We start from the raw sequence: 3,066 nt of genomic DNA on the forward strand, positions 1-3,066 counted from the left end.
ACACGAGCCTTGCCGGATCGAGATCAAGCTGACCATCGAACCAGTCGCGACGACGTTTCAGCAGGTCGGGTCGTTCTTGCTCCAATGCATGTGCGGTCTTTTTTTGAAAGTCCAGCCGCGCTTGCGCAGCCATACATCGAGGGCACTGCGGCCGATGGAAACGGCCTTCTCTTCGGCGAGCCGCAGAACCATTTCGTTCAGCGTGATGTCCTTTTCTTCATCGATCAACCCAACGATAAAATCGCCATGGGCATCCAGACGAGAACCGCCGCGCCGTCCCTGCTTAGCAGGCTTCATCTGACCATGCCGTGCGCTGGCTATCCAGGCGATGGCCGTCGAGACTCCGATTCCGAACCGGGCGGCCGCCGAGCGTGCTGACATACCATCATAAGCCGCTGCCAGAACACGGCTGCGAAGATCATCGCTGAAAGCGCGGGTCATATTGCCTCCGACCAAATCACCAGTCGGATCATGGAATCAGAAATCGGACCGTAACGGAATCCTCAATCCGATTCCGAGTTCAGTGGACGTGCTCTAGACCCATCGCTTACTGCCTCAAGCCCTCGAAGTTTCGTTCCAACAGCCCGCCCTTTAGATGTCCAAAGACCAAGAGACTGGAGAGTTCGTGCCTCAGATCGGCAATTGCTTATATCCGTCAGCGATCAACTCATCCGTCCTATTTTTCTCTAAAACGAGCAGTTCGATAGGTCTTCCGTCCTCGAAATCGGACTTCTTGGGAACTGTGAAGCGCATGGAGATGTCGGGCGCGACTATTTCATTACGTTTCCTGAAGACGGATTGCGATCTGGCAATCACCAGTTCATAAAATTCTTTGGCAGGTATCTCAAAAATATTTCGCCCTTCAAGTTTTGGACGGCACTCGGCCGACAAAACGATACGAATAAGGATATCTCCGTGAAAAAAAACAACTGGCAGGCTTTTGGTTTTGGGAACCCACCGAACCTCTGCCGCAGCTTCAGCCTGCATCGCCGCAATCATCTCTTTAAATTCCTCAGGATCGAGACCCATCTCAGGCCCCATCGAGTTTAGCAGTTTCTCGAAGTCCGAAACTGCCGCTGACTCATCCTGCACGAGTTCGGGTTCAGCAAAGCCCTCAATTTTCGAAATCACTTCTTTAGATGTACCAAGCCTCAGCGGACCGATGCCTTCTCCCAGTAAAACTTCCCACGCTCCCGACTTGTCTGTCACTTTATGATTCCTTCGCGTTTAAGGTACACCACGCTCTCAGCGTTTCGCGCCTATCTTTCGAAGTGGGGTGACCTCACCCATGCTGCTTCCGCCTTCAGACGGTGGAGCGTAGTCATATAGAGTCGGAGTATCGAAGGAAGCCAGTAAGAGTAAGTGTTCCTTAAGTTTTACTTTTTGCAGATTTTTCACAGTATTTCGTCCGCCTACGCTAAGAGCTGGCACAAAGCCATAAACTTCCCCTGGTTCGAGCTCTCCAAGTGCTTTTAGAGCTTGTGGCATCATGTTCTGGTATTTTTCGTCTTCCCATGGCGCAACATATGGAGAGACGTTGAATGACAGTTTAAGACCGATCATTACTTCATCGGTCCATTGGCGATTTTGGTCTTCGTCATATCCGCGGGGCTCCACGCGGACCATGCCATTCGGCAGGTTCAACCGTATCGTCGCATCGCCATACCAAATATCGACATTACCGAACGCATTATATCCAAAGGCAATCATGCGCGTTGGATCAAGCTCAGGATCACCGAGAAACACATAGTCGATGACGGGCTGAAATATAGAGGGATCGCATATCCAATATTGGCCCCTTGACCAACTACACCAACCTTTTTCGATCCAGAATTTCACCAAGATTTCAGGCAAACGATCCTTATAGCGCTCTATTAATTGCGCGTCAGGCTTAACTATATGGTCGATCTCGTATGCATTCAGGAGCTCGTCAATCCATTTAGTTTCAAACACGTTATAGTTCGGCTTTTCTACCATTTTTATGTTCCTGTTAATGGCTCACCGGGACGACTGGGGTTACTTGGGCAAAGTCGAAGATCAACTTGCACACTTGGACAGTTGTTCGCCGCTTGTCTCTTCGCATGTTCCGTCAATCGGCTAGCGCGAGTATTTCCGTTTCGATTCGGATTGATCCATTGGCTTCCCATAGAGCTATTCTCGGAAAGGCCACCTATCCGGTTTTCAATTGGCAACGCCTGATCGACTACAGAATTATATCTTCCACCCGCGATCATGTCTGGATTATGCAATGCGGCCGCGGAATCCAGATATTGCCCCAATTTTATCGGACCCTGAACTGGACCGTATTTATCAACGTACATTTTCTGGATGCGCGGGTCATTCCTATATTCTTGGCGCGCTTTCGCCTGGAGCGGCTCTGACAAAGCCCGCATGCCCGCCGGATTCGCTAAATACTTTGCTTGATTGGCCAACATCTGCTGCGGACTCATATTGTTGAGCCCTTGTTCCTGCAATTCCATTTGTCGCTTGAACTCATCGAGATCGATCGTACTTTTTGTGGGCATAAAGCAGATTATCAATAAACGACATCTACGATTTTCATCCTCATCAATACGAACATTTGATCCAGGTGGCGGCACAGGAACAGGTTTGGGCTCCGGGTCCTGCGTCGGTTTATTTCTGTGTTCCTGAATTTTTGCAAACGTCTCATTCCGGATATCAGTACCGCTGTCCCAGAATGGAAGTTCGTTGATTCTGCGTTGCGCATCTAAAAGCAATTTCTGTTCAAAATCGTCTTGTGGAACGGTATCGGAAAAGTTCATCTTGTTGGTCGGAATAAGCACACCGGCGGCGAATATTCCGATCCCCGCCAATATCGTTCCCAAACTGACGCCTCCTGCCGCGGCAGCCCCCCCAGCGCCAGAAGTTGCCGCACCGGCGGCAGCGGTACTTGCTCCTCCAGCCGCAGCTCCACCCGCACCTTGAACGAGTGGAGCAAATCCTGGCGTGACGAGAAAGCCCAGAGCAGCGCCGCCAGAAGGCACGGCATCAGATGAACGATTTTGCTTTTCTGAAGCATCGGCGACTTCAATTGCACGAAGCGAC

The 3,066-nt window shown here is 50.6% G+C and carries 3 protein-coding genes and 1 pseudogene; all 4 read right to left on the minus strand.

Annotation, left to right across the window (positions count from 1 at the left end):
• Positions 1-441 (minus strand): annotated as a pseudogene (locus tag RAC79_RS25500) (transposase); the annotation flags it as partial.
• A 189-nt stretch (positions 442-630) separates the two neighbouring features.
• Complete coding sequence (locus tag RAC79_RS25505) at positions 631-1,209, minus strand: hypothetical protein (RefSeq protein WP_078053762.1); 579 nt, start codon at positions 1,207-1,209, stop codon at positions 631-633.
• A 36-nt stretch (positions 1,210-1,245) separates the two neighbouring features.
• The gene (locus RAC79_RS25510; RefSeq protein ID WP_078053763.1) at positions 1,246-1,977 is read right to left on the minus strand and encodes a GAD-like domain-containing protein; all 732 of its coding nucleotides are present in this window, start codon (positions 1,975-1,977) and stop codon (positions 1,246-1,248) included.
• A 2-nt stretch (positions 1,978-1,979) separates the two neighbouring features.
• Positions 1,980-3,066 (minus strand): polymorphic toxin type 15 domain-containing protein (locus RAC79_RS25515; protein ID WP_374997690.1); only part of this gene is annotated, 1,087 nt, incomplete at its 5' end.

Source organism: Agrobacterium sp. LR_9 (assembly GCF_041954855.1).
GTDB classification, from domain to species: domain Bacteria; phylum Pseudomonadota; class Alphaproteobacteria; order Rhizobiales; family Rhizobiaceae; genus Agrobacterium; species Agrobacterium leguminum.